A 26,102-nucleotide genomic window follows, 5' to 3' on the forward strand; every position below is an offset into this window, starting at 1 on the left:
ATGAATGAAGCCTTTGTTGCCCTGAACTGGCGGACAGTCCCGACCCTGCCGGCGCGTAGCCCGCAGGCGCACAAAGGGAGCTTCGGGCACGTTTTCGCGGTAGGCGGAGGGCCAGGCATGGGTGGGGCACTGGCGCTGGCCTGTGTGGCCGCCTACCGGGTGGGCGCCGGACTGGTGACGGCCGTCGGTCATCCCTCGGCCATCCCTTATCTGGCGGCATCTCTGTCTGAAGCTACCTGGCGGGACTGGCCTGCGAGTTTCGCAGATTTGCCGGATCAAGCAGTCCTGGCCGTTGGCCCGGGCCTGGGTCAGGGCCTGGCCGCCCATGATCTTTTGCGGGAGATCGGCACACTGTCCTGCCCCCAAGTCTGGGACGCCGACGCCCTGAACATTCTCGCGCGTTTTGGTCCGGAACTGTTGGCCGCCGACGCGCTTCGTCTGTTTACCCCCCATCCTGGGGAGGCGGCGCGCCTGCTAGGGGTGCCGGTCGCCGCCGTTCAGGCCGATCGCGTCGCGGCCATCTGCCGATTGCAGGCCCGCTATGGCGGGTATTGGGTACTCAAGGGTCACCATAGTTTGTTGTTGGGTGGCGGTCGTTGGCTTTGCCCGCTGGGCAATCCCGGTATGGCGACGGGCGGCAGCGGGGATGTCCTTACCGGTATACTCGCGGGTCTGCTCGCCCAGGATTTGGAAGCAGACAAGGCCTTATCCCTTGGCGTGTGCCTGCACGCCCGCGCGGGTGACCTCGCTGCCGCGCAGATGGGCGAAGCCAGCCTGCTGGCCAGGGATATCCTGGCGGCAGTGCCTCGCGTACTACAGGAGTTAGCGCAAAACAATGACGGAAACTGAAGAGTTGCGGGAATGGGATCGCCGTTATTTCTGGCATCCCTTCACTCAGATGCAGTGTTATGGAGACGATGATCCATGGATCATCGAACGGGCCGAAGGCAATTACGTGTACGATACGGAAGGCCATCGCTGTCTGGACGCCATCGCCAGCCTGTGGTGCAATATCCATGGTCATCGCCACCCCCGACTGGACGCCGCCCTGATCGCGCAGATCGGTAAAGTCGCGCACAGCACGGCGCTGGGCGCGAGCAATCCCCCGGCCATACACCTTGCCAAGGCACTGGTGGAAATTACTCCGGCCTCTTTGCAGCACTGTTTTTTTTCGGAGGATGGGTCAGAAGCGGTCGAAGTGGCCATCAAAATGGCGGCTCAATACTGGTGTAATCTGGGCCGCCCTGAAAAACATCTCTTCCTGACCCTGGACAATGCCTATCATGGTGACACCGTGGGCGCTGTTTCGGTGGGCGGTTTCCCCTTGTTTCATGCGGTGTACGGCCATCTCCTGTTCCCGACTTTACGCTTGCCGAGCCCCTATGTATTGCAATGGGAAGGCTGTGAGGGCGATCCGCTGCAGGCGACCACCGCATGGCTGGCGGCGCTGGAATCCACGCTCCAGGATCAGGGCGGCGAGATCGCGGCCCTGATCCTGGAGGGGGGGGTGCAGGGTGCTGCCGGCATATTGCCTTTTCCTCCCGGCATTCTGGCGGGTGCGCAACGTCTGTGCCGGGTCTATGAGGTTTTGTTGATCATTGATGAGGTCGCAACCGGCTTTGGTCGCAGCGGCAAGCTTTTTTCCTGTGAGTGGGAGTCTGTCGAACCAGACTTGCTGGCCTTGGGCAAAGGGCTGAGCGGTGGTTACTTGCCGCTGGCCGCGACCCTCGCCGCAGAACATGTTTATGCCGCTTTCCTTGCGCCTTTCGGGGAAACCCGGCAGTTTTACTACGGGCATACCTACACCGCCAATCCCCTGGCCTGTGCGGTAGCGCTGGAGAACCTGACTCTTTTTGCGGAAGGCGCTGTGCTGGCCGCTTTGCCTGGGAAAATCGCCCAGTTGCGCGCCGGCCTGCAACGTTTTCACGGCCAGTCGTGGGCAGGAGAGGTTCGCCAGTTCGGTTTGATGGCCGCCATCGCCTTGCGCGACCCCAGGACGAATGCGCCTTATCCCTACGCCGATCGCGTCGAATACGCGGTGTGCCGACGGGCACGGGAAATGGGCGTTTATAGTCGCCCCCTCGGCGATCTCCTCACCATAGTTCCGCCGCTGTCGGTGACAGCAGCGGAAATAGACATTATCCTCAACACATTATATGACGCCATGGCGGAAGGACGATCCTGATGAAAACGGCCCAAGATATTATGACGCGCGAGGCCATTACCGTGCTGGCGGATGATTCGGTGCAGAAGGTGGGTGAGCTGCTCCTGAGTTCCGGGCACCACAGCCTCCCGGTGATCGATGGCGATGGTCATCTGGTCGGGATGATCGGTGAACGGGATCTGATTGATGCCCACCGCAAGGTGCATCTGCCCACCATGCTCACGATTCTCGACGGACTGATTCCGCTCGGTGGCATGCATGAATACGAGGAGGAATTGCGCAAGGTAACGGCGGTGACCGCCGGCCAGTTGGCCACGGCCCGCGTCATCAGCGTAGCCCCCGAGGAGGATGTGGATGCGGTTGCCGAAAAATTGCTGCGGAAGGACGTGCATGCCGTACCGGTAGTCGACAGCAGCGGCCTCCTGTTGGGCATCATCAGTCGTTCGGACATTCTCCAGCATCTGCTGAAGCCCTGAATCGGGTATCTGATGTACTGGGATTTCGCAGATGCTGAAGCCTGCCGGGACTGGGGGCAGCGATTGGCCCTGCGCATCGATATCCCGGCGGTCATTTATCTTGCGGGCGATCTCGGGGTCGGTAAGACGACCTTGGCCCAAGCCGTGCTGCGAGCGCTGGGTGTCACCCAGCCCATTAAGAGCCCCACCTATACTTTAATGGAACCATATCAGACCCGCATCGGACCCGCGCTGCATCTGGATTTATATCGCTTGCTGGAACCTGAAGAGCTGGAATTCATTGGCATTCGGGATTATCTGGCCGAGTCCGCCCTGTGGCTGGTGGAATGGCCGGAGCGGGGCGCGGGTTTCCTTCCCGCTGCTGATCTGTCACTCCGCCTCAGCATTCTGGACAGTGGCGGTCACCGCCTTGACTGGCAGGCGCATCAACCTCGTGTTCAGGGCTGGACCGAGTTTTTGCCACCCTCATCCGGTGGGAGCAATAGTGATGTCGGCTGATCAAACACCCCGCGTGCATCGCCTGGACGATACTCTGGCCAATCAGATAGCCGCTGGTGAGGTGGTCGAACGCCCCGCCTCTATCCTCAAAGAGCTATTGGAAAACAGCCTGGATGCCGGAGCGACGCGAATCACGATTCATCTGGAGGGTGGTGGGGTCGACCTGCTCAGTGTTGAGGATGACGGCGTTGGGATATTCCCCGAAGACCTGGTCTTGGCCCTGGAACGCCACGCGACCAGTAAAGTGGCGACCTGGGAGGATCTTCAGGCGATCCATACCATGGGCTTCCGCGGCGAGGCCTTGCCCGCCATTGCTTCTGTTTCGCGCCTGGAAATAGTTTCGCGGGCGCATGGCCAGAAGCAGGCTACCCGTCTGCATGTGACCGGTGGTGCCACCGCCGCGCCGGAGCCATCAGCCCGGGCACCGGGCACCACGGTCCGTGTGGCCGATTTATTCTTTAATGTGCCCGCGCGGCGCAAGTTTTTGCGCAGCGCGTCCGCTGAACTGTCGCGGAACCAAAAAGTACTGCGACAGATCGCTCTGGCCAATTTCCCGGTGGCCTTTCAGCTTCTCCAGAACGGTCGCGCGCTCGTGCAGCTTCCCGCGGCCCTGGATGCCGACAGCCGGGCACTACGCGTGGCCAATATCATGGGGGAGGGCTTCCTCGCCAACGCGTTGTATATCGAGCAGGAAGATCAAGGCCTATCCCTCAGCGGCTGGCTGGGTCTACCCACTTACAACCGTGCCCGCGGGGACGAACAGTATTTTTACGTCAACGGTCGTCCGGTGCGTGACCCGGTGATTACCCACGCCCTGCGTGCGTCCTATAATGACGTGCTGTTTCAGGATCGCCACCCGCTTTACGTGCTTTACCTGAAACTGCCGCCCGAGCGGGTAGATGTTAACGTGCATCCCGCCAAGGCCGAGGTGCGCTTTCGCGATAGTCGTGAGATACACGATTTTCTCTTCCATACCCTGCGGCGGGTGATTGCGGAACAGGGGGGAGAGCACCCGCAATTGACTGTGCCGGTCCAGCCCCTGTCACCAGCGCCTGCACTGCAAAGTTCGCTGTCCAGAGGAGCTTATCAACACCCGACCCAGCGACCGCTGAGTGCGGTGCAGGATGGATCCGGAGCCTATTGGGAACGACTGGTAGCGCCGGCAATGACTTTTGCGCCAAGCACTGACATGCCTGCGGCACATCTTCAGGAGCTGGCCCCGGACTACCCTCTTGGTCAGGCCCTGGCGCAAATTCACGCGCGCTTTATTCTCGCCCAGAACAGGGAAGGCATGATCCTCATCGATCAGCATGCCGCCCATGAACGCATCCTCTACGAGAAGATGAAGATAGCAGCGCAACAAAATGATAAGCAAGTATTTATTATTCCAGAATACCTGCATGTAACAGCGACACAGATGGCGCGTTTCGAGGCAAAGCAAAACGCCCTGCAAGCTGCCGGACTGGAAATCAGTGTGGCTGGTCCCGGAACGTTGGCTATTCATGCCGCCCCCAAGGCCATCCCAGCCGCCACCTATGGACAGATTGTCGCTGACCTCCTGGCCGAGGAGTCGGCCTGGACCGGGAAGGACAGCGATGCCGCTCTCGCCGATATGGCTTGCCGTGCCGCCATTAAAACCAGTCGTCGCCTCAGTCTGGAAGAAATGAACAGCCTCCTGCGCCAACTGGAAGCCACTCCGCGTTTCGGACAGTGCAATCACGGCCGACCCACGGTCGTGCAATTTTCGCTGGCCGATCTGGACCGTCTTTTTCTGCGCGGACGATGATTCCCGCCATTTTTCTGATGGGTCCGACCGCCAGTGGCAAGACGGATCTGGCCTTGCGTTTGGCCGATATGCTGCCGGTAGACATTATCAGTGTCGACTCGTTGCTGGTGTATCGCCATTTTGATATCGGCAGCGCTAAACCCAGCCCGACTCTGCGCCAGCGATATCCGCACGCACTGGTCGATATCCGGGAGCCCGACGCACCTTATTCGGCGGGTCTATTTCGCGAAGATGCCCTGCGCTGCATTGCGCTGGCGCGGGAACGTGATCGCATCCCGCTGTTGGTGGGGGGCACGGGTCTGTATTTCCGCGCGCTGGAGCGTGGCATTGATGCGTTACCCCCCGCCGATCCCGCCCTGCGCCAGAGTCTGGTGGCGGCAGCAGAGACGGCAGGGTGGCCGGCACTACACCAGCGCCTCGCGACCCTGGATCCGGAAACCGCTGCGGCTATCGCCCCCCATGATCGGCAACGCATTCAACGCGCGCTGGAAATGATTCTGAGTTCTGGCGCCTTGATCAGCGCTCATCGCCATTGGCAGGGAGCGTTCCCCGGTCCGCTCTATAAGATCATCCTGCGTCCGCCCCGGACCTGGTTACATCAACGCATCGCGCAGCGCCTTGATGCCATGCTGGCAGAGGGTTTTTTGGAAGAGCTGGAATCCCTGCGCCAACGTCACTACGCGCCGGAATTGCCCGCCATGCGCGCCGTGGGTTACCGTCAATACTTCGCCTGGCATGACGGTCTCTACAGTGCCGCAGAGGCCTATCAGGCGGCACTGGCGGCGACTCGCCAACTGGCCAAGCGCCAGGATACCTGGTTTAAGAGGGAATCAGCGCATTGTTACCTTGACCCCACACGGGGGGATGCGGCGTCACTGTTGTTACAATCCTTCTCTGATTTTCAGCAGAAAAATGCCCGTTAGGGGTTGATCCCGCAATGCCGAATATTTTGCGCCGGGCGTGATAATGATTGCTCCCCGGATATGCGCCCCGGATTGCCAGAGAAACTGCAGAATGCTAGCCTATGGCGACTTTAATTTTACCCCCATTGAGGAATTTATGGCTGTTGAGCGTACTCTTTCTATCATCAAACCCGACGCTGTTCAGAAAAATGCCATCGGTGCCATTCTTGGCCGTTTCGAACAGGCGGGCCTGCGTGTCGCTGCCACCAAGATGATGCACCTCAGCCGTGATGAGGCGGGAGGGTTTTATGCAGTACACAAAGCGCGTCCGTTTTACGGCGAGCTGTGCGATTTCATGAGCAGTGGTCCGGTAGTGGTTACGGTGCTGGAGGGCGAGGGCGCCATCGCCAAAAACCGTGATCTGATGGGCGCGACCAACCCCAAAGATGCCGCTGCGGGGACGATTCGTGCGGACTTTGCCGACAGCATCGATGCCAACGCCGTGCATGGCTCAGACAGCGCTGAGACCGCGGCATGGGAAATCGGCTACTTTTTTGGCCAACGGGAGATTTTTTCGCGCTGAATGATAGGCGATTCTTCTGTAGTTACCAAGGCCGTATGGCCACACCTGCTGGGACTGGATCGCCAGTCCCTCGCCGGGTTGCTGCGCACCTGGGGAGAGTCCCCCTTTCGCGCCAACCAGATTTTGCAATGGCTGCATACCCGTCAGGTGACGGATTTCGCGGCCATGAGTAACATCGGCAAAGCCCTCCGCACCCGACTCGCCGCTGAGACCATTCTGGATGAACCGGAAATTATTGCTGACCAACTGGCGGCGGATGGCACCCGCAAATGGCTGTTGAGGCTTCCTGATGGCAATGCGATCGAAACGGTTTTTATTCCTGAAGAGGACCGTGGCACGCTGTGCATTTCTTCCCAGGTGGGCTGTTCGCTGGCGTGCAGTTTCTGCGCCACCGGCGCGCAAGGGCTGAGTCGCAACCTGGAAACCCACGAAATAATCGCCCAGGTGCGCGTGGCGCGCCGCTTGCTGGGCCTGAACGCCATCACCAACGTGGTGTTCATGGGTATGGGTGAGCCGTTACTCAATTTGCGTCATGTATTACCTGCGCTGGATTTGCTGCGCGACGATTATGCCTACGGTTTGGGCGCGCGGCGCATTACCGTCAGCACGGCGGGGGTGGTACCGGGCATGGATCGGCTGGGTACGGAAAGCCCGGTCAATCTCGCGATCAGTTTGCATGCCAGCCGCGATGATATCCGCGACATTCTCGTGCCAGTAAACCGCCACTATCCGCTGGCGGAACTGCTCGCCGCCTGCCGCCGCTACCCCCTGCCGCCCCGGCGCCGTATCACTTTCGAATATGTGATGCTGGATGGTCTCAACGATGCCGACAGCCATGCCCGGGAACTCCTCCGCTTACTGCGGGGCATCCCCGCCATGGTAAATTTAATCCCCTTTAACCCCTTTCCTGGTTCAAATTATAAAAGGTCGCCACAGGCGCGCATCGATGCTTTCCGCGACATTATCCTGCGCGGTGACGTGATGGCGGTTACGCGCCGCCCGCGTGGCGATGACATCGCCGCCGCCTGCGGCCAGTTGGCCGGGCAGGTGCGTGATGGCCGGCGCAGTATTCCCCTGGCGGTGCATTCATGAGAAGGCTCGCGGGGCTGGGTATGGGCGTGCTTCTCCTGAATGGCTGCGGGCTCTTTGGCGGCAATGAGGCGACTACGCCCGAGCAACAAATGGCCGCGTTTATCGCCCATGAACACAAGGCCAACGCCGCCTCTTCAGGCTTCAAGCCGACACCCGCCAATACCGATAAAGCCAAGGCAGGCATCTATACCTCTCTCGGCAGCGCTTATTTGCAGGATGGTCATCCCCGGCAGGCGATCCGTGAATTGCGCTTGGCGATCGCCGACAACCGCAACTACGCCGACGCTTATAATATCATGGGGCTGGCGTATGAACAGTTGCAGCAGAAGGAACTGGCACGTAAAGCCTTTCGCCGGGCCCTCTCCATGGATCCAAAAAATCCAGAGTATCTCAATAATTACGGTGCTTTCCTCGTCAGTTCCGGTAACTACGCGGAAGCTCTCGTCGAGTTAAAGCGGGCCACGGCCGATCCTTTGTATAGTACGCCGCAGTTCGCCTGGACCAACCTTGCACAAGCCTACGCGGGGCTTAAGGACTTGTCGGCAGCGCGCGACGCCCTGAACCGGGCACTCTATCTGGTCCCCAACTATCCGCCCGCCCTCCAGATGCTTGCCGAGCTGGACTTTAAGGCGGGTAAAGCAGACGCCGCCTTCGATCACTTGCGGGTGGTCTTGGCGCAGGAGCCCGATAATGCCGATGCGCTCTTGCTGGCGGGGCGGATCGCCGCCCAACAAGGGCGAACAACGCAGGCGCAGTCTTTTTGGCAGCGTTGCGTGACGGCATCACCCTATTCTGTGGCGGGTAAACAGGCGCAGCAATTATTATTACAAAATGGTTGAGGTGGTGGAACCATGGACCCGATAACCGGAGACGATATTCCCCAGGACTTGCGGACAGCGCGGGAAGCCCATGGCTGGAGCCGGCGCCAGGTTGCCGAGCGATTGCGTATTACCGAAGTACAGGTAAAGAATTTGGAAGAAGGTAATTACGCCGCCCTGCCCGGTGCGGCTTTCGCACGCGGTTTTCTGAAGAATTATGCGCGTCTGCTGGAATTGGATCCGGAACCTCTTCTGAAGACGTATGATGCTTCCAACGAGGGGTCGGGGCTGCACCCATCGGAAAATGTGCTGCCCAACTGTGAAGGTCCGCTGCTGGATTATAGTCGGCGCATGCTGACTTTCTCCGCACTGGTCATGATAGCCGTTATTGTGGCGGCCTGGTGGTTCTGGAGTCGGCAGCAGACGCAGAGCTTGCCCGCCACGGCGGCTTCGCCGACGGCGGTGAAGCATCCGGCGGTTTCTGCGCCGGCGGTCAGCGCCGCACCCAGCATATCACCGGTCGTTCTGGCGCCGCGCGCGGCGACTCAGGCTTCGGCGGTGGCGCCTGGTCAATCTGCTGTTCCGGTTGGGGTAACCCAATTTGCGACCGCAGCGACTGGTCCTGGGCTGACGTTCCAGTTCAGCGCGGACTGTTGGGTGCAGGTCAAAGACGCCTCCGGAAAAACCCTGCTCGCTGTCCTGGGACGTCGCGGCAATGTCTTACGCGTCGATTCCGGCTCGCCGCCCTATCATGTCCTGGTAGGCAAGGCCAGTGCTGTTGCCATCAGCTATAATGGTAAGCTGGCGCCACTGCCCGCCAACGCTCTGGGGGTGGCCAGATTGCAGATTGGTACCGCATCGACCACCAGTACCCCTGTCAGTGGCGCCCATGTTATGGCCGTCACCCACAGTCAGGTGCCATCCTCCGCACTGCCGATAGCGAGTGTGCTTTCATCTTCCAGCGAGGCCTCCCATGCACCATGAATCTCCCATAAAACGGCGTAAGACCCGGCAAATTCACGTGGGTAACGTAGCCATTGGCGGCGACGCTCCCATTAGCGTACAAAGCATGACCAATACGGAGACCCGTGATGTCGCCGCCACGGTCGCGCAAATCCGGCGTCTGGAAGCGGTCGGCGCCGATATCGTCCGAGTGTCCGTACCCAGCATGGATGCCGCGGAAGCCTTTAAGGCGATCCGCGCCCAGGTGGAAACCCCTCTGGTCGCCGATATCCACTTCGATCACCGTATTGCTTTGCAGGTGATGGTAGATGGTGTCGATGGTCTGCGCATCAATCCCGGAAATATCGGTTCTCTGGATAAAACGCGGCTGGTGGTGGAAATGGCCAAGGACAAGGGCATTCCCATCCGTATCGGGGTCAATGCCGGGTCCTTGGAAAAGGATATCCAGGAAAAATACGGGGAGCCCACGGCGGAGGCATTGGTGGAGTCTGCCTTGCGCCATGTGAGCATTCTCGACGAATTGAATTTTCATGATGTGAAAATCAGTGTCAAGGCCTCCGATATTTATCTTGCCGTGAGCGCTTACCGGCTGCTCTCGGAAAAGGTGGATTACCCGCTGCACCTGGGTATCACCGAAGCCGGCGGTCTGCGCTCGGGCACCGTCAAATCCGCCATCGGGCTTGGTCTGCTTCTGCGCGACGGCATCGGCGATACGATCCGGATTTCCCTCGCGGCGGATCCTGTCGAGGAGATTCGCGTCGGCTTCGATATTTTGAAGAGCCTGCACTTGCGTCAGAAAGGGATCAATCTCATCGCCTGTCCATCCTGTTCCCGCCAGGAGTTTGACGTCATTACCACCATCAATGCCTTGGAGGCGCGTCTGGAAGATATCCTCGAACCCATGGATGTTTCGGTGATCGGCTGCGTGGTGAATGGTATCGGTGAAGCGAAGGAGGCGGATATCGGCCTGGCGGGTGGGGATAAGCGCAGCATTCTCTACTATCGCGGCAAGCAGGTCGAACGGGTGGAGAATATCGATATCGTCGATATACTGGAAAAGCGGATTCGGGCGGAAATCGCCGAGCGGCAGGCAGCGCGACATGACGCCTGAGCCTCTTCCTGCGCTGCAAACCGGGAACATGCATGGCGGGTAAAGTGTTGCAGGCCGTACGTGGTATGAATGACATTTTTCCGGAAGAGAGCGCGGGTTGGCAGGCGTTGGAAGATGACCTGCGGACATTGCTGGCGCTCTACGACTACGGCGAAGTGCGTTTGCCGCTCCTGGAATCGACGGAACTGTTTGCCCGCGCTATTGGCGATGTGACCGATATCGTCCAGAAGGAGATGTATACCTTTGCCGACCGCAATGGGGATAGCCTCACCCTGCGGCCGGAGGGGACGGCGGGGTGCGTGCGTGCCGCCATTCAAGCGCAGAGCATGCGCGGTCAGACCCCGCGTTATTATTACATGGGGCCGATGTTTCGCCACGAGCGCCCGCAGAAAGGACGCTACCGGCAGTTTCACCAACTGGGTGTGGAGGTCTTCGGGCTGCCTGCGGCGAGCACCGATGCCGAGGTGATCGCCCTATCGGCGCGAATTTTGCGGACGGCTGGCGTTACCGCTGCGCTGCAGATCAACTCTCTGGGAAGTCCGGCGGCGCGTGCCCACTACAGAAGCATGCTCCTGGATTATCTGCGCCCGCGCCGGGCGGAGCTCTGCGCCGACTGTCGGGAGCGTATGGAGCGCAACCCGCTCCGCGTGCTTGACTGCAAAGTACCCACCTGTCAGGACATCGCACACATGGCCCCGCATCTGGCGGACCATTTGGACGAAGACTCTGCAGCGCATTTCGCCCTGTTGCAGTCGCTGCTGACAGCGCTTGATATCCCTTACCAGGTCAACCATAGCCTCGTACGCGGTCTGGATTACTATAACCGCACGGTCTTCGAATGGGTGACGGATGCGCTGGGCGCGCAAGGCACGGTACTGGCCGGTGGTCGTTATGACGGTTTGGTCGCGCAGTTGGGCGGTGCTGAGACGGCGGCGATCGGATTTGCCGTAGGGCTTGAAAGATTGCTCGCTTTGCAGGCACTGCAGGGGAGGGTGGCAAAAGCCGCTGCTCCTTTGCTGTTTATTGGCACTCTGGAGGATGCCGCGGTTGCTCCTGCGTGGCAAATCGCCGAGCGGTTGCGAGACGGGGGTATCTCCGTGGTCACCAGTGGCCCCGCCACTTTCAAGACGCTCATGAAGCAGGCGGAGCGTTCCCGTGCCAGATTTCAGGCCATTATCGGCGCGGGGCAACTCGCCGGTGAGACGCTGATCCTTAAGGAACAGGCGGGAGAGGGCCGTTGGCAGGGCGATCTTGACGCTTTGCATGAAGGACTGCGTAGTCTTGGCGTTGATTTCCCGCAGCCTGCACCCCATACTGTGCGCAATTTTGCTACAGTCAGAACCTTATCGTGACCGGTCCAGAACTCTCCGAATTCCTTTATCGCCACCGGATCTCTCTTGTTGCGGGTACCATTATCATCTTGCTCGCGGCACTGGGGTTTTTTGGCTACGAAAAATACCAGCGTCATCAAGTGCAGCGTGCTGCCGTACTGTATAACGAACTGGTGGATGCCAGTGTCGCCGGGCAGGTCGGTACGGCACGCGCCAGTGCGGACACCCTGGTGCATCAATATGGGCACACGCCCTACGCCATTTTCGCCCACTTTTTTTTGGCGCGTATGGACAGTGAAAGCAATCAGATTCCCGCGGCGGAAACAGATCTGAATACCATCATCCAGAGCAGAAGCGTCCCAAGGGGCCTGAAGAGTATGGCGAAGCTCAGTCTGGCCCGGCTTTATCTGGAGCAGAAACAGGCACAAAAAGCGCTGGATTTACTGAAGGCGCCGGACGTGGCCTACGCCGCCCTGCAGGATGAAATCCAGGGGGATGCCTATGTGGAACTCCATCAAAACGGTAAAGCCATGCAGGCTTATCAGTCGGCTATCGTCGCGCTTCCGGCCGCCGATCCTTATCGCAGTTACCTGCAGATGAAGATGGCTAACATTGGAGTGGCACCATGACCTTGCGAATTTCTCTTTCATCCTTCCGACGCCCGGCGGCGCTGGGTTTTTTGGCGATCTTGCTGAACGGCTGTGGCATCACGTCCTGGTTCCATTCCACCCCATCCCCCAAGGCACCTCCGCCCATCACCAAGGGGCAGGATAAGGTATCTTTTTCCACCGAATGGCAGTCCCGTCTGTATGGTATATGGCAAGTTGATCCGTATCAGGGAACGCTGGTCGCGCATGGCCAAGGACAGGTGGTGGTCGCCGATGCTTCTGGTCATCTGATCAGCATGACGGATAGTGGTCACCAGATGTGGATGCGTAGCCTGGATGGCAGAACGGCGCGTGGCCCGACGCTGGCAGGCGGCGTGGTTTATGCGGGTACCGATGCGGGAAAAGTGTATGCGTTGACCGCCAAAGACGGGCACAAGCTCTGGGCCATACAGCTGAGTTCCGAGGTGCTCACGCCAGTGGTCGCCGTGGACGGACATCTTTTGGTGCAGACGGCGGATGGTCATCTTTGGGCACTCGATCCTAAAGATGGCAAGGTGCAATGGACATTCTCCATGAATGAGCCGTCCCTCATCCTGCGCACCGTGGCTACGCCTACGGTGCATGACGGCGTGGTATATGCCGGTTTTGCCGATGGAACGGTGGTGGCGCTGAGTTTGTCGTCTGGTGCGGAGCTCTGGCGGGAGCAGGTCGCCATACCGCATGGCAGTAACGAATTGGCTCGCATGGTAGATGTGGCCGCGCGCCCGGTGATCGCGAAGGATCAGGTCATCACCGCTGCCTATCAGGGGAATCTGGCCGCTTATGCGTTACAAGGCGGTACCCAGAACTGGAGTGTGCCGATGTCCGTCTACCAGACCCCCGTACTGGACGATGGCCATCTCTTCGTCGCCGATGCCGACGGGCGGATATCCTCTGTAGACCTCAACTCCGGCGATGTGCTTTGGCGCAATGACCGCCTGAGTGGGCACTATATGACCGGTTTTGGCCTGTGTGGCAGTGACTTGCTGGCGACGGATAATGCCGGGTATCTCTATGTCGTTGATCCGCAGACTGGGCACCGGCTCGGTCAGACGCGACTGTCCGACAGCGGTATTCAGAGTACGCCTGTCTGTCTGGGAAATGGCCAGATTCTTGCCTTCAGTGATGCGGGCACATTGTATCGAATCAAGCTGGCCAAGCGCTAAGGCTCCATTCATGACCGCGATTATCGCCCTGGTAGGGCGCCCCAATGTAGGTAAATCCACCTTTTTCAATCGCCTGACGCGTACCCGTGAGGCGTTGGTGGCGGATTTCCCAGGGCTCACCCGTGATCGCCATTATGGTACGGCGCAGTTTGAAGGGCGCCGGTATCTGGTGGTGGATACCGGCGGTTTCGAGCCGGAGGAACGGGGAGGTCTGGTGGCGGCTATGGCGGTACAGACGCGCCTCGCCATCACCGAGGCCGATGCGGTTTGCTTTCTGGTGGATGCCAAGGAAGGGCTTTCTGCCCAAGATGCAGAAATTGCCGAGGAACTGCGCCGCAGTGGCAAACCCATCTATCTGGTCGTGAACAAGATGGATGCGAAGGGCGCGGTGAGCGAGTTGCCTGAATTTCATCGTCTAGGTTTGGGCATACCATACACCATTTCTGCAGCCCATGGGCACGGCGTTGAACCGCTGCTGGAGGCGATTTTTTCGGACTTGCCCAGCCCTGAGGATGAAGCCGTCGCAGCGGCGGGGAAGGGGCCGCGTATAGCCATGCTCGGTCGGCCCAACGTGGGCAAGTCGACACTGGTCAACGCGATGCTGGGTGAAAAGCGCGTCCTCGTTTTTGACGAGCCGGGAACCACCAGGGATAGCATCCGCATTCCTTACGAGCGCCAGGGCAAGCCCTACGTCATGATTGATACCGCGGGTATGCGGCGTCGTGCCAGAGTGGGCGAGGGACTCGAAAAGCTCAGTGTGCTGAAGACGCTGAGTGCTCTGCGTGAAGCGGACGTGGTCCTGCTGGTGCTCGATGCGCGTTTGGGTATCGCCGAGCAGGACGCCCATCTGGTAGGGGTGGCGGTCGAATTGGGGCGTCCCATTGTAGTGGTAGTCAACAAATGGGACGGGATGAATCCCGAACAGCGCAAGGCGGTAAAGCAAGAACTGGAAAGGCGGCTGGACTTCATTAAATACGCACCGATCTACACCATTTCCGCCCTGCATGGCACGGGTGTGGGTGATCTCTATAAAAGCATCGATCAGCTATGGATCGATTCCCGTCGCCATTTCTCCACGGGCGAGCTCAACCGCGCTCTGGCCGACGTGATCGAGACACATCAACCACCCATGGTAGGCGGGCGACGTATCAAGCTGCGTTATTGTCATCAGGGCGGAGAAAACCCCATCACCCTGGTGTTTCACGGTAACCAGGTGGCGCGTTTGCCCGGCACCTACAAGCGTTATTTGGAGAGCGCCTTTCGGCGCGCGCTCCATTTGGAAGCCGTACCCTTGCGTCTGGTCTTCCGTCAGGGAGAAAATCCCTATGACCCGCAGCCGAAAAAAGAGAAACACTGAATGACGGGACGCATCCCTGGTTGGTGGCGTTGGGCGCTCGTAACGGTGTGCATTTATATCGCGACCTTGATAATTAATCGCTACTTGCCGGTTAATCCGCAGATGGTATGGGTGTATGCTGGCGAGTATGCGCTGTGGGCCGCCACAGCGCTGGGTGCCATTGCCCGCTTTTTGCCGGCACTGACGTCTTATGGTTGGCGACCGGTCACCATTTTCCTCGGTGCGATACTCGCAGGGCTGGAAATCTTTATTGGGACTGGGCCCGGCACGAAGGTACGGGTGGACGAATGGATGACGGCGCTCATCGGCATTGCGATGGTCACCATCCTTGCCCGTTTTTTGCCCGCCGCCGGCACGCGTTTCTGGTTTGGTCAGGAGGTGATTCGTCGTGGACCTATTGCTCGTCCGCCACGCTGAGGCAGAAGATGCAGGTGATAGTGGATCTGACTTTGACCGTCAGTTGACCGCGCACGGCCATGTGAGCGCGGCGGAAATGGCAGAGGGACTAACGCTCTGCGTCCATAAACCGGCGGTGTTGTGGAGCAGCCCTCTGCTGCGCACCAGGGAGACAGCCGCATATATTGGGAAGGCTTTGGGAGTGGCGGTGTCGAACTATCCTGACGCCATACCGGCAGGCGACCTCGGCCAGCTTCGCCATGACTGGCAAAGCCTTTCCCCGCAGACCAATACCCTGATTGTAGTGGGCCATCAGCCGCACCTCGGAGTCTGGGGAGCCCAGTTGATGGGTATATCTCTCCCGGTCAAAAAAGCCAGCGTCATAGCAATCGCTTTGGATTCCGCCGGTACGGGCGGGCAATTGCTTTGGTATGCACAGCCAGCGGCCCTGGCGCGGCTGGGACAGATTCGGCATCAGGGGTGGCCTGCGCTATAATGTGCGCAGTTCCGGGCAACGCGGTCTTGCGTCCGTCCGATCAACCGTTCATCAGGAGGTGTAAAATGTCTGAGGCAGCCGATCTCGTTATCATCCTTATCACCGGTCCGGAAAATCCCAAGCGTTTACCTTCCGCCTTTTTTCTCGCCGCTACGGCTGCTGCGGCGGAGCAAAAAGTGGTGATGTATTTCACCGGTCCGGCCACGGAATTGCTGGCCAAGGGCAAGGCCGAGACCATATTTCCGATGGCCGGTGGCAAGAATATCGCCGACTTCATGAAATTGGCCGAAGACAACGGTGTGCAGATCATCGGTTGCCTGCAGTCCCTGGAACTCAACGGCATGACCAAAGATGACCTGGGCAAGCCCGTTCCCTTGATAAATCCGAGCGCCGCCTTGCCGTCTCTGGCCGCCGCGGGACGGATTCTGACTTGGTAGCCGGAATGGATCATTACGGTTAAGCACCTTGGAGCCCGATCTGTTGACGGGCTTTGCTTATATCCATCGCAGATGGAGCGCGGTCGTATGCCGTCGACATCCTTGTTGTCACAAAAATGTCACAAATACTTCATTAAAACGTCATATTGCTATGTTAAATTGCTTTTCGAGTTTTGCTGACGATAGCGTTTTTGTGCTATCGGGATGCGAGATGTTCAATGGGTAAGCCGTAACTCGACGTATTTGCCATTTTTGGAGGCCTTATATGCTGTATCGCTTGAAAAAAGAAGTGTCGCGTAGTGTCAAAGGCGCTGTAGTCCTGTCCGCGTTGGGCCTTTCCGCCCTGTATGCCCTGCCTGCTTCGGCGGCTCCGACCATCTCGCTGCTGGAAACCGGCTCCACTTTGCTGTACCCGCTCTTCAACCTATGGGTTCCTGTGTACACCAAGATGAACCCCGGCGTTCAGATCACCACCCAGGGCACAGGCAGCGGCACCGGCATCGCTGAAGCGATCTCTGGCGTGGCCCAGATCGGTGCTTCCGACGCCTACATGAGCGATGCGCAGGTCAAGCAGCACGCCAATATCCTGAACATCCCGCTGGCCATCTCCATCCAGATGATCAACTACAACGTTCCCGGTCTGAACAATGTGCATCTGAAGCTGTCCGGTCCGGTGCTCGCCGGCATCTACTCCGGCAAGATCACCAACTGGGATGACGCGGCCATTGCCAAGCTGAATCCTGGCATGAAGCTGCCCAACCATAAGATTATTCCCGTGCATCGTACCGATGGTTCCGGCGATACCTTCATCTTCACCACCTATCTGGCCGACACCTCGCCGGAATGGAGCAAGAACATCGGTTACAGCACGACGGTGAGCTGGCCGGCAGTTCCTGGTGGCATCGGTGCGGAAGGTAACCCCGGTATGGTACAGGCCCTGAAGACGACACCTTACGGCATCGCCTATATCGGCATCAGCTGGAAGAAGCCGGTGGAAGAAGCCCATCTGGGGATGGCCATGTTGAAAAACCGCGCTGGCAGGTTCGTGCTGCCGACCGTGGCGAATGCCAAGGCCGCGGCGGGTGAAATGGTCAGCAAGACCCCGGCTGACGAGCGCATCAGCCTGGTCTATGCGCCGGGTGCCAACTCCTACCCCATCATCAACTACGAATATGCCATCGTCAGCAAGACGCAGCCCAACGCGGAAGTCGCTGCGGCCATGCGCAAGTTCCTGAATTGGGCTCTTGATCCGAAGGGCGGTAATGCGCCACACTTCATCGACGCGGTGAACTTTGTGCCGCTGCCTGATAGTGCGGTGAAGCTGTCCCGCAAGCAGATTGCGGAAATTAAGTAAACGTCGTGCCGAGCTGGGGCTAGTCCCCGGCTCTTCCATATCCTATGCCAGGCTTGTCTGTATATTTTTATGATCATTGATGCCGACCATTCAGATACTCTAAGTGCCGGGAGATTCGTTGAATGAAAATTCCCGTGTTCAGAGTTGCTCTGATCTCTACGGCCAGCTTTTTGCCGCTTTCCTTAATTTCATTGATTGTATTTTTGGCTATTTATTCCTGGCCTGCCATTCAGTTTAATCAATTCTATTTTTTGTGGACCAATGACTGGAACCTGGGAAATCTTTATGGTAATCCGGTTACGCTACATGGCACGCAGGTCATGCCAGGAGCGAAGTACGGCATCTGGTTTCTGGTCGTCGGTACCATCGTGAGTTCCGCGCTCGCCATGTTGATCGCGATGCCTATCGCCATTGGTGCGGCATACTTTTTGAGTGAAGGCGTGCGTAAATCCTGGGCTGGGCCCCTGTCTCTTTTTGTCGATTTACTGGCGGCGATCCCCAGCGTCGTTTACGGATTGTGGGGGTACGCGCTGCTCGTACCACTTTTTGGCCAGACAATTTTCCCCTTCATGGCCAAGACGTTTTCTTTTGTTCCCTTCCTGAACGGTGACCCAGGCAGCGGTTATGGGCTGCTCACCTCGGCTTTTGTGCTGGCGGTGATGATCATTCCCTTGATTTCCGCCACCCTGCGCGAATCCATCCGGATGACCGAACCTGAATTGAAAGAAGCAGGCCTGAGCCTGGGCTTAAATCGCCTGGAGGTCTTCTGGCATATCACCCTGCCCAAACTGAAGACGGTGTTGATCGGCGTGGGTATTCTCGCCCTGGGCCGAGCCCTGGGGGAAACCATGGCTGTCCTCATGGTTAGTGGCAACGCACTGAATTATCTGCCTGATAATATTTACGCGCCGATCTCCACCATGGCCGCGTTTATTGCCTCGCAACTGGACAGCGCGCTGCAGGACCCTACGAACATGGCCGTGGAGGCCCTTTCTGAAGTGGCCCTCGTGCTGCTGCTCATTACCGTGGTGGTGAATTTTGCGGCGCGTTTATTGTTGTGGATGGCGAGGGTGCGCTGATGGCAACCAAGGCGATTGAGCGCAACATCGTTGTCAGATCCAGCGCGAAAGGCTTCAAGGTATCTTTATCACGGCGCGTGACGACGGCATTCGCCTGGATGTTCGTGGTATTATCTTTTCTTTTTGTCGCGACGATGTTTGTTTCCATTATCGGGGACGTAATTATCCACGCATGGCCCGCGTTGACGCCAAAACTGCTAACGGACGTTACCAGCGGAATTGGCGGCGGTCTTAAAAACGCCATCGAAGGAACCTTTGTCATGTCTGTCGGGGCGTTGCTCCTGGCGGCGCCGATTGGTATTTCTGCAGGGATCTACCTGAGTGAGCATGGTCGGGGTGGCGCCGGAAAAGTGCTGCGCTTTCTCTCGGACGTGCTGGTTGGCATACCGTCCATCGTGCTCGGCTATGTCGGCTATATCACCATGGTCATTTACCTGGGTTGGCAGTTCTCTGTGGCCGCGGGCATCATCACCCTGACAGTCATGCTGCTGCCCTACATTGCCCGCTCCACGGAACTGGCGCTCGCCAATATTCCTCTGGCGGTGCGCGAAGCCGGTTATGGGCTGGGTGCAGGGGAGGGGCGCGTCGTACTGAGTATTCTGTTGCCTGGCGCCGCGCCGGCGATCATGACGGGGCTTTTCTATGCCGTCGCCCTGTCCATGGGCGAGACTGCTCCTCTGTTATATACAGCGGGCTGGTCCAATTACATGTGGAATGGCCAGTTTACCAAAGAACCTATCGGCTATCTGACTTACGTCGTCTGGACCTTCATCAACGAACCTTTCGCTGAATCCCACAGGATCGCATTTGCCGCGGCTTTCCTGATCACCACGGGCGTGTTAATTCTGATCCTGATTGGTCGCTGGTTACTGGTGCGCGGACAGCGCCGCATGGGTGCTTATCAGGGCTAAACTTCTCGCGCGGCGTCTGTATTAGTCTGGCCTGAGACTGGGAGAAAACTCCTTGTCGATTTGCTGGTCCTCCGCCCCCGCCAGCAACTCTTTAGCGCGGGCCAGAAACTCGGCGGCGCGGCCCCGGTCGCTGTTGTCGGTGCTTTGCCAAATGGGGAAGAGGGTGGTTTCCTCGCGATTTTCGTGCTTGGCGAGTGAGCCGGAAAGCACCGCGCAGATGGCGGGCAACAGGTCATAATCCTTTTCCAGCAGCGTTTCTTCCACCAGTCGAGATTGCACGATGATGCTGTCGTGCTCAAAGAGCATGTCAGCAAGCGGACCTTTTTCCTCGCCACCACCCAAGGTCGGGCCGAGGACATTGTTTTCCAGGTGGACATGGCGGCGGAGACCGATCCAGTAGTCGCTGAAGATGCTTTCGGCATCCGCGATTCGCTTTTCGTTGGCGGCGGCCAAGATGTCCGCGAACTGGCGATCCAGACGGTAATGGTCCCAAGTCAGCAGATCCACCACGTCCTTGGCTTCCGCTTCGGCACGGGGTTGTATGTTTATCTGCCAGACCTTGCCGTCGGTCTCAAAACGCCAGGAGATGGCATTGCGCAACTGAAAGGCCACCGCCCGCATCATGGCACCGGGGTCGCTGTCCGCCAACACCTGCACACGCTGGCCAATCGCCAGCCGGATCGTGGCGGCGTAGATCAAAGGCTGGGCCACCGCGTTGGACATGCCGCGCACGTCGATGAGGTTCTCGGTAGGGTTGGTGCGTGCGGGAGATATGCTTTGCTGCATTGACATGAGATGGAGTCCTTGATTGACGCCGGTCTCCAAGACTGGGGGCGGGGAGCCGGAGAATCAAATATGAGTGCCCATTAATGTCAACGGAGTATGCCACACACTGGCCGTCTCGCAAATAAGCGCCCATCACCCATCAGAGCAAACAGATCGCGGCGTTGGCGATGTGTATCCTATATTGCTGCCGTTGTCATGCTTTTTGCGGTACGTCTCTGACGTATAAAAAGCTATTAGTGATATCAACAATATTCCAAGCATGGGTGACCACAAAAGAAGAGGTATCCGGTGACTCACTTCCACTGAACACTGTGAGCAGTTTATCGAGTCCATAACATGAAAATACCCTGCCACAATGAGTGCGCATGAAAGCATCACAGCCAAGATTCTTGCGCCATGCAGAATAGAAGTCATGCTTCGGTTTTTTCTCTGGCTTTTGCCGGATATGGTCAGCAGTGCATCGGTGGCTGCGAAAAAAGCTATAAAGAAAAATAGAATCAGTCCATTATATTCTAACAATCGATATCCGGCCTTGTTGTACTCCGAAATGGTTTGCAGGCTAGAGTGAATCGTTTTTCCTTCCCACGCGCCCAGGTGTGCATCTGAGTACCCATCGAGAGCAGCAGCGGCATTTACAGAGTTTTCTATAGTGACCTTGTTCGCATCACTTGAGAATTTCGTGTTGCCAACCATCCGTGCCACCCCTGGCGTCAATCCCGTGATTGACCATTCGCCCACCTGTGCGGTGGTCGCAAAAGCAACTCCTGAAAATAGGGATATTATCATAATAGATGCCAATATCTGGAGCCGACGTTTGATAACATGGTATAAATTTTCTGATATGCGTGAATAAGTGGTACACATTTTACATTTCAACCGTTATCAGTGTGTGCATGGGGTATGTCACCTGCCGTAAATGACGAAGGGTAATTTCCATCATGATTTAATGTAAGCTCTTTATATTCCGCTTCTGTAAATTCCTTATATCCATGAATCATGGCTGATGCTATGTTGTTCCGGCTATTTATTTCGCGCGCAACAACAGCCGTCAGATGAACAACAACAAAAGCTATCAATGCAAAGAATAAATATTCATGAACCGTCATCCATGGAGAATTCATCTGCGTTGCGCCGCCTGGCATAAACGATAAAAAAATACCTATGGCGACCTGTGCTACAGCAACAATAAAGAAAACAATGTAGACGGGTCCAGCAAAAGCGTTGTGTCCAAGGCTCGGCGGGCATGGGCGGCGAAACAGGGTTATGTAATAGAGGAAAGTTTTCTGCCAGTCGCGCCGTTGATTTGGGGTAAGAGGCAGCAGATCTCGCCAGCGTGACGTCTGTGGCCCCACAAAGAGCAGGACGATCCGTAGCGCCAGAGCAGTGGCAAATGCGTATCCTATATAAAAATGGGGTACATTTACACCAAACATCATGGCATTGGACAGTTCGTCACCCCAAACAAAAAAAATTGTCCCGGTGGCGAATTGCGCCATCAGGGTAATGACCAGCCACCAATGTAGAACACGCAAAAATGGGTCCCATATTTTTACTGATACAACACCTTTATTACATGTTGCATTTGCCATTAAACTTACCTCCCATGCCCTTTTTAGCACATTGCCCGATATCCCGCTCCGGCTTTGAACGCTACCATATCAAACGTTACTTAGGCATACACTGCGGCAAATTGTCGCACCCTATTTTTTCGGAAACATCTGGGAACCTTCTAAAACAATCGATGTCATAGACCTGTTCTATGTGTTGAACGACTAGATATCGATAGCCAGTCCGTAACTAGGTAATTGTAACAATGATATCGTTTCTCATTTTCAATGGCGCCTTGTGTCCTGAATGGGGAACACTCCCAGCCCTATGAATCAGCATCTTATACCTATGGAGAATCATCTATGCACCAGATAACACGAAAAATGATGGCAGAATTCATCGGTACTTTTGGACTTATCTTCTTTGGCGGTGGTGCTGCGGCTATGGGTAAGCCGCTTATAGATATTGCTCTGGCCAATGGTCTGGCCATCATGATTGCGGCTTACGTGTTCGGAGATATTAGTGGCGGCATTGTGAACCCTGCTGTCACTCTGGGAGGCGCTATAGCAGGCAAGATCAGTTGGCGTGATGCGGGAATGTATATGATCGCTCAGGTCTTTGGCGGAATTGCTGCCGGCTTTGCCCTTCTTGCTGTACTACACGGGCAAGTGGGGCACTTGGGCGCCACTACCATAAACACCGACCTTATCTCGGTCCCGGATGGGTTCATTCTGGAGGCGTTGGGGACGTTCTTTTTAACTACCACCGCCCTGTATACGGCCATGAGCGATCGTGCGGGTAATGCCGCGCCATTGGCAATAGGCTTTACCTTGGTCATGATCGTCACATTCATGGGTCCACTAACCGGTGCCAGTGTCAATCCGGCGCGGACGTTAGGACCTGCCGTAGCCGGTGATTACTACCCGCATATATGGGTTTATCTCATTGCGACACCTTTAGGAGGATTGGTCGCAGGTTTTCTTTACAAATTTATGCAGGAAGGCAAGGCCGACATGCATTTTAGAGAAGCACTTGAACAAAGCGACGTGGAATAGTTTCAAGCCTAAATAGTCCGGCACACGCCCAGGGCGATGGTCACGGTGCCGGATTCAGCAGCGAGCGCAACTGGTCTATACCCACCGGCTCCTCCGTCTGCATGGGTACCAGGGCGATGCGTTTGGCGTAGTGGGTGCGAACCGCCTCGATCTGGGCCACCTCCAGCGCGGCGCGCTGCTTCAGCAGCGGTGACGCAGTGGGCGCGGCAGCCAGGCTGCTGTTGATGACCCAGGCCCACGGTTCGATGCCTGCGCGACGCAGGTCTTCCTGCAACTGCGCGGCCTCCAGGACCGGGGTGGGTTCCGGCAGGGTCACGATCAGCACTTGCGTCCGTTCCGGGTCCTGCAACTGCATCATCGGCGTCGTGTAATGAACCTGCGGATCGACGCCATGGCGGGTCACTTCGCGATGATAGGCCCCGGTGGCGTCCAGCAGCAGCAGGGTATGCCCGGTTGGTGCGGTGTCCATCACCACGAATTGCTTGTCGGCCTCACGGAGGACGCGCGAGAACGCCTGGAACACCGCGATTTCTTCCGTGCAGGGCGAGCGCAAGTCTTCTTCCAGCATGGCACGGCCTTCGGCATCCAGGTCCTGGCCTTTGGCGTCCAGCACATGCCGGCGATAACGCTCGGTCTCGACCTCCGGGTCGATACGGCTGACTTCCAGATGGCGCAACGAACCGGCCAACGTGTCGGACAGATGTGCGGCGGGGTCGGAGGTGGTCAGGTGAACGGGCAGGCCACGTTCGGCCAGCGCCACCGCCACCGCGGCCGCCAGGGTGGTTTTGCCGACACCTCCCTTGCCCATCATCATGATCAGGCCGTGCCCCCTTCCCGCGATCGCTTCCACCAGCGCCGACAACTGCGGAAGGTCCGCGCATTTGGCGGGGGGCGTACCGTTAGCGGCGGGGGCGCTCTCGTCTTGATCAGAGAGCAGGCTGCACAGCGCCTCGACGCCGAGCATATTGAATGCCTTGAGCGGCAATTGATCGACAGGCAGGTTGCGCAGCGCGGCGGGCATGCCCGCTATGGCCGCCTGTTCGCGGTGACGTATGGCAGCGGCCAGCGCGTCGTAGGCGGCCTCCTCTGCCGGCAGCACACCGTTGATGACCAGGTTCTGCCTGGTCAGGCCGGTGGCGGCCAGTTCCTGGTGGGTGCGTGCGACCTCGGCCAGCGTGGTTTTCTGCGCGCGGGCGACCAGTATCAGGCGCGTGCGCGCGGGATCGGACAGCGCCTTGACCGCTTCGGCATAACGCTGGCGTTGCTTTTCCAGGCCCGCCAGGGGACCAAGGCACGACGCGCCTTCCGGATTTTTCTCGATAAAGCCGCTCCACGCGCCGGACAATTGCAACAGACGGATGGTATGGCCGGTCGGCGCCGTATCGAAGAGGATGTGAGCGTAGTCAGCCGTCAGCGTCGCATCGGTCAGCAAAGCGGTGAATTTGTCGAAGGCCGCGATTTCGGTGGTGCAGGCTCCGGAGAGCTGTTCTTCGATGCCACTGACCACGGCCTCCGGCAGCGCGCCGCGCACCGGGCCAATGATGCGCTCCCGGTACTGTTGCGCCGCCTGTTGCGGATCGATTTCCAGGGCGAATAGCCCTGGTACCGTGGAAATGGCGGTGATTTTATTGCCGATTTCCTGACTGAATACCTGACCGACGTTGGACGCCGGGTCGGTGCTCACCAGCAAGACCTTCTTGCCCAAGCGAACCAGACGGATGGCCGTGGCACAGGACAGCGACGTTTTGCCAACGCCACCCTTGCCAGTGAAAAACAGAAAGGTGGGCGGGTTTTTCAGGAAAAGCATAACGATGGACCGTTCAGCAGCTGCCGCTGCCACCGCAACAGCCGCCAGCAGGGCTTTTCATGGCCGGCGCCGCCGCCAACCCGGCCCAGCGGACCAGTTCCTCACGGGTCGGATAGCGCCCGGCCAGGGCGATCTCCCCTTCCACCAAAATCAGCGGCAATGCCTCGGCGCCAGAGCGATCCAAAAACTGTTTCACCACCGAATTGTTGACAAAGGCCATGGGTTCCTGACCGAGGTTGTAGCGTAGCAGATCGATTTCCTGGCCTTTCGCCCAGTCCGCATCAGCGGAAAAGCGTACCAGCGCAGGATCCACGGTCGGACCGCATACGCCCGTGCTGCAGCACATAGCGGGATCGTACACACGGATTTTGGTCATGATAAAGTCTCCTGAAAGGATGGATGCCGTCTGAAAAGTTACTGTTCACCGATGCGCGCCAGTTCGGCTTGCAGGGCCACGTCGCCACCTTCTTCCCACCGGGTCCAGGGCAGGGCCAGAAAGGCTTCGATCCGACGACGCAGGATCTGGTAGGCGGTGGTGAAGGCCGCCTCGATCTCCGCCTCACTACCCGTCGCCTTGGCGGGATCGTCCACGCCCCAATGGGCGCGGATCGCCGGACCGAAATAGGCGGGGCAAGTCTCACCGGCGGCACTGGCGCAGACGGTGATGACGATGTCCGGTGTTCCCGGCAGGTCATCCCAGGATTTGCTGTACAGACCCGCCGTGGGGATCCCCGCGCGCTGGAGCAGGGCGAGCGAGCGGGGATGCACAAACCCCGTCGGGTGACTCCCGGCGCTCATGGCATGCATGTGCGGACCCGTGAGGGCGTTGAACGTGGCTTCGGCAAGGATGGAACGGCAGGAATTGCCAGTGCACAAAAACAGGATATTCAGGGTTTTCATTAGGTCCTCGACGCTGCGCAGGAAAGGGAAGGTTTTACGTCGGTGGTCACGCACGGAGCGCATAGTTCCGGCCGATGTCCGCAACAGTTGTCCGTGAGATAGGCAATGAGCCCCTCTGCCGCCATCAGGCAGGCCCGGTAGCGTTGGTAGCGGCCTTCCCGATGGCCGCTTACCAAGCCGGCATATTGCAGGGTCTTGAGATGAAAAGAGATGCTATTACCGGGAATATCGAGCCGTACGGCGATGTCCCCGGCAACGAGGCCGTCGGGTTCGTGCTCCACCAGCAGGCGATAAATATCCAGTCGGACGGGCGACGCCAAGGCTTCAAGCAGACGGATGACGTGATCTTGGCGCATTTCCATTATCCAACTCCTGTATGTTTTTTGTAGTATTGATGTATTCCTGAGGATCGTCAAGACAGGGGGAAACACTCAGGCAG

29 protein-coding genes are annotated in these 26,102 nt (G+C 58.0%); 22 read left to right on the plus strand and 7 right to left on the minus strand.

Going from position 1 to position 26,102, the window contains the following annotated elements:
* From PJU76_RS05790 to pstA, 21 genes are all read left to right on the plus strand, one after another.
* The gene (locus PJU76_RS05790; RefSeq protein ID WP_271780995.1) at positions 1-849 is read left to right on the plus strand and encodes an NAD(P)H-hydrate dehydratase; all 849 of its coding nucleotides are present in this window, start codon (positions 1-3) and stop codon (positions 847-849) included.
* On the plus strand, positions 836-2,185 hold the full coding sequence (bioA, locus tag PJU76_RS05795) for an adenosylmethionine--8-amino-7-oxononanoate transaminase (protein WP_271780852.1): 1,350 nt from the start codon (positions 836-838) through the stop codon (positions 2,183-2,185). The genes PJU76_RS05790 and bioA overlap by 14 nt, the downstream gene beginning before the upstream one ends.
* Positions 2,185-2,640, plus strand: coding sequence for a CBS domain-containing protein (locus tag PJU76_RS05800; RefSeq protein ID WP_271780853.1), 456 nt, complete (start codon positions 2,185-2,187; stop codon positions 2,638-2,640). The genes bioA and PJU76_RS05800 overlap by 1 nt, the downstream gene beginning before the upstream one ends.
* A gap of 12 nt (positions 2,641-2,652) precedes the next feature.
* Positions 2,653-3,138 (plus strand): tRNA (adenosine(37)-N6)-threonylcarbamoyltransferase complex ATPase subunit type 1 TsaE, encoded by a 486-nt coding sequence (gene tsaE, locus PJU76_RS05805; protein ID WP_271780854.1) that lies wholly within the window; start codon positions 2,653-2,655, stop codon positions 3,136-3,138.
* A complete protein-coding gene (gene mutL / locus PJU76_RS05810; RefSeq protein WP_271780855.1) occupies positions 3,128-4,924 on the plus strand; it encodes a DNA mismatch repair endonuclease MutL in 1,797 nt (598 codons plus the stop codon). Before tsaE ends, mutL begins: the two co-directional genes overlap by 11 nt.
* Positions 4,921-5,847, plus strand: coding sequence for a tRNA (adenosine(37)-N6)-dimethylallyltransferase MiaA (gene miaA, locus PJU76_RS05815; RefSeq protein WP_271780856.1), 927 nt, complete (start codon positions 4,921-4,923; stop codon positions 5,845-5,847). The genes mutL and miaA overlap by 4 nt, the downstream gene beginning before the upstream one ends.
* Positions 5,848-5,983: 136 nt before the next feature.
* Positions 5,984-6,409, plus strand: a complete 426-nt coding sequence (gene ndk / locus PJU76_RS05820) for a nucleoside-diphosphate kinase (RefSeq protein ID WP_215849842.1) — start codon at positions 5,984-5,986, stop codon at positions 6,407-6,409.
* Positions 6,410-7,501: a 23S rRNA (adenine(2503)-C(2))-methyltransferase RlmN gene (gene rlmN / locus PJU76_RS05825; RefSeq protein WP_271780857.1), complete on the plus strand. Its 1,092-nt coding sequence runs from the start codon at positions 6,410-6,412 to the stop codon at positions 7,499-7,501.
* Positions 7,498-8,340 carry a type IV pilus biogenesis/stability protein PilW gene (pilW, locus tag PJU76_RS05830; protein ID WP_271780858.1) on the plus strand — a complete coding sequence of 281 codons (843 nt, stop codon included), beginning with the start codon at positions 7,498-7,500 and terminating at the stop codon, positions 8,338-8,340. Before rlmN ends, pilW begins: the two co-directional genes overlap by 4 nt.
* A 12-nt stretch (positions 8,341-8,352) precedes the next feature.
* Positions 8,353-9,303, plus strand: a complete 951-nt coding sequence (locus PJU76_RS05835; RefSeq protein ID WP_271780859.1) for a RodZ domain-containing protein — start codon at positions 8,353-8,355, stop codon at positions 9,301-9,303.
* The gene (gene ispG / locus PJU76_RS05840) at positions 9,293-10,393 is read left to right on the plus strand and encodes a flavodoxin-dependent (E)-4-hydroxy-3-methylbut-2-enyl-diphosphate synthase (RefSeq protein WP_215862219.1); all 1,101 of its coding nucleotides are present in this window, start codon (positions 9,293-9,295) and stop codon (positions 10,391-10,393) included. The genes PJU76_RS05835 and ispG overlap by 11 nt, the downstream gene beginning before the upstream one ends.
* Positions 10,394-10,425: 32 nt before the next feature.
* A complete protein-coding gene (gene hisS, locus PJU76_RS05845) occupies positions 10,426-11,745 on the plus strand; it encodes a histidine--tRNA ligase (protein ID WP_271780860.1) in 1,320 nt (439 codons plus the stop codon).
* The gene (locus tag PJU76_RS05850; RefSeq protein ID WP_271780861.1) at positions 11,742-12,353 is read left to right on the plus strand and encodes a YfgM family protein; all 612 of its coding nucleotides are present in this window, start codon (positions 11,742-11,744) and stop codon (positions 12,351-12,353) included. The genes hisS and PJU76_RS05850 overlap by 4 nt, the downstream gene beginning before the upstream one ends.
* Positions 12,350-13,537: an outer membrane protein assembly factor BamB gene (gene bamB, locus PJU76_RS05855; RefSeq protein WP_271780862.1), complete on the plus strand. Its 1,188-nt coding sequence runs from the start codon at positions 12,350-12,352 to the stop codon at positions 13,535-13,537. Before PJU76_RS05850 ends, bamB begins: the two co-directional genes overlap by 4 nt.
* Before the next feature lie 10 nt (positions 13,538-13,547).
* On the plus strand, positions 13,548-14,894 hold the full coding sequence (gene der, locus PJU76_RS05860) for a ribosome biogenesis GTPase Der (protein ID WP_271780863.1): 1,347 nt from the start codon (positions 13,548-13,550) through the stop codon (positions 14,892-14,894).
* Positions 14,895-15,311, plus strand: a complete 417-nt coding sequence (locus PJU76_RS05865; RefSeq protein WP_271780864.1) for a hypothetical protein — start codon at positions 14,895-14,897, stop codon at positions 15,309-15,311.
* Positions 15,283-15,786 (plus strand): SixA phosphatase family protein, encoded by a 504-nt coding sequence (locus PJU76_RS05870; protein WP_271780865.1) that lies wholly within the window; start codon positions 15,283-15,285, stop codon positions 15,784-15,786. The genes PJU76_RS05865 and PJU76_RS05870 overlap by 29 nt, the downstream gene beginning before the upstream one ends.
* A gap of 65 nt (positions 15,787-15,851) precedes the next feature.
* Positions 15,852-16,223 carry a DsrE family protein gene (locus tag PJU76_RS05875; protein WP_064219674.1) on the plus strand — a complete coding sequence of 124 codons (372 nt, stop codon included), beginning with the start codon at positions 15,852-15,854 and terminating at the stop codon, positions 16,221-16,223.
* 265 nt (positions 16,224-16,488) lie between these two features.
* A complete protein-coding gene (pstS, locus tag PJU76_RS05880; protein WP_271780866.1) occupies positions 16,489-17,577 on the plus strand; it encodes a phosphate ABC transporter substrate-binding protein PstS in 1,089 nt (362 codons plus the stop codon).
* Between the two features lie 122 nt (positions 17,578-17,699).
* The gene (gene pstC / locus PJU76_RS05885; protein ID WP_271780867.1) at positions 17,700-18,656 is read left to right on the plus strand and encodes a phosphate ABC transporter permease subunit PstC; all 957 of its coding nucleotides are present in this window, start codon (positions 17,700-17,702) and stop codon (positions 18,654-18,656) included.
* Complete coding sequence (gene pstA, locus PJU76_RS05890; RefSeq protein WP_271780868.1) at positions 18,656-19,567, plus strand: phosphate ABC transporter permease PstA; 912 nt, start codon at positions 18,656-18,658, stop codon at positions 19,565-19,567. Before pstC ends, pstA begins: the two co-directional genes overlap by 1 nt.
* Positions 19,568-19,588: 21 nt before the next feature.
* Here pstA and PJU76_RS05895 read toward each other — a convergent pair whose 3' ends face one another.
* From PJU76_RS05895 to PJU76_RS05905, 3 genes are all read right to left on the minus strand, one after another.
* A complete protein-coding gene (locus PJU76_RS05895) occupies positions 19,589-20,359 on the minus strand; it encodes a hemerythrin domain-containing protein (protein ID WP_271780869.1) in 771 nt (256 codons plus the stop codon).
* Between the two features lie 126 nt (positions 20,360-20,485).
* Complete coding sequence (locus PJU76_RS05900) at positions 20,486-21,139, minus strand: hypothetical protein (protein ID WP_271780870.1); 654 nt, start codon at positions 21,137-21,139, stop codon at positions 20,486-20,488.
* Positions 21,140-21,225: 86 nt separating this feature from the next.
* A complete protein-coding gene (locus tag PJU76_RS05905; RefSeq protein WP_271780871.1) occupies positions 21,226-21,942 on the minus strand; it encodes a cytochrome b/b6 domain-containing protein in 717 nt (238 codons plus the stop codon).
* A 321-nt stretch (positions 21,943-22,263) separates the two neighbouring features.
* Here PJU76_RS05905 and PJU76_RS05910 point away from each other — a divergent pair, with 321 nt between their 5' ends.
* Entirely contained in the window at positions 22,264-22,956 is a 693-nt protein-coding gene (locus PJU76_RS05910) for an MIP/aquaporin family protein (protein ID WP_271780872.1), read from the plus strand.
* A gap of 40 nt (positions 22,957-22,996) precedes the next feature.
* Here the strand turns inward: PJU76_RS05910 and arsA are convergent, their stop codons facing one another.
* Genes arsA through PJU76_RS05930 form a run of 4 tightly spaced genes read right to left on the minus strand, consistent with a single transcriptional unit; the run spans position 22,997 to position 26,025 of the window.
* A complete protein-coding gene (gene arsA / locus PJU76_RS05915; RefSeq protein ID WP_456298498.1) occupies positions 22,997-24,796 on the minus strand; it encodes an arsenical pump-driving ATPase in 1,800 nt (599 codons plus the stop codon).
* Entirely contained in the window at positions 24,777-25,139 is a 363-nt protein-coding gene (gene arsD, locus PJU76_RS05920; RefSeq protein WP_271780873.1) for an arsenite efflux transporter metallochaperone ArsD, read from the minus strand. Before arsD ends, arsA begins: the two co-directional genes overlap by 20 nt.
* Before the next feature lie 38 nt (positions 25,140-25,177).
* On the minus strand, positions 25,178-25,663 hold the full coding sequence (locus PJU76_RS05925; protein WP_064218301.1) for an arsenate reductase ArsC: 486 nt from the start codon (positions 25,661-25,663) through the stop codon (positions 25,178-25,180).
* On the minus strand, positions 25,663-26,025 hold the full coding sequence (locus tag PJU76_RS05930; RefSeq protein ID WP_215849508.1) for an ArsR/SmtB family transcription factor: 363 nt from the start codon (positions 26,023-26,025) through the stop codon (positions 25,663-25,665). The genes PJU76_RS05925 and PJU76_RS05930 overlap by 1 nt, the downstream gene beginning before the upstream one ends.
* Positions 26,026-26,102 lie beyond the last annotated feature (77 nt).

It is taken from the genome of Acidithiobacillus ferriphilus (assembly GCF_028215975.1).
Taxonomy (GTDB): Bacteria; Pseudomonadota; Gammaproteobacteria; order Acidithiobacillales; family Acidithiobacillaceae; genus Acidithiobacillus; species Acidithiobacillus ferriphilus.